Source organism: Streptomyces hydrogenans (assembly GCF_014656075.1).
GTDB classification, from domain to species: Bacteria; Actinomycetota; Actinomycetes; order Streptomycetales; family Streptomycetaceae; genus Streptomyces; species Streptomyces hydrogenans.
Map to the genome: position 1 here is coordinate 1 of NZ_BNBS01000326.1, position 548 is coordinate 548.

Here is a 548-nt window from a genome sequence, read left to right on the forward strand (position 1 = left end):
ACCTCGACCCGCCGGAGAAGGCCCTCGTCCTCTGCGTGGACGAGAAGTCGCAGATCCAGGCCCTGGACCGGTCCCAGCCGGTCCTGCCGATGATGCCCGGGGTTCCCGAACGCCGCAGCCACGACTACGTCCGGGCCGGCACCACCACCCTCTTCGCCGCTCTCGAGGTCGCCACCGGCAAGGTCATCGGATCCCTCCACCGCCGCCACCGGGCGGCGGAGTTCAAGAAGTTCCTCACGAAACTGGACAAGGAGGTCCCGGCTGATCTGCAGGTTCATCTGATCCTGGACAACTACGCGACGCACAAGACGCCCGACATCAAGAAGTGGCTGCTGGCCCATCCGCGGTTCCACCTGCACTTCACGCCGACCAGCGCGTCCTGGCTGAACCTGGTGGAGCGGTGGTTCGCCGAGCTGACCCAGAAGAAGCTCAAGCGTGGCGTCCACCGCTCCGTCCAGGCCCTCGAACACGACATCCGAGCCTGGCTCGCCGACTGGAACGAACACCCCAGACCGTTCGTATGGACGAAGACCGCCGACGAGATCCTC

1 protein-coding gene is annotated in these 548 nt (G+C 65.9%); it reads left to right on the plus strand.

Going from position 1 to position 548, the window contains the following annotated elements:
* Window positions 1-548: IS630 family transposase (locus tag IE321_RS41695; RefSeq protein WP_190226807.1), on the plus strand; the 548-nt coding region annotated here is incomplete at both ends.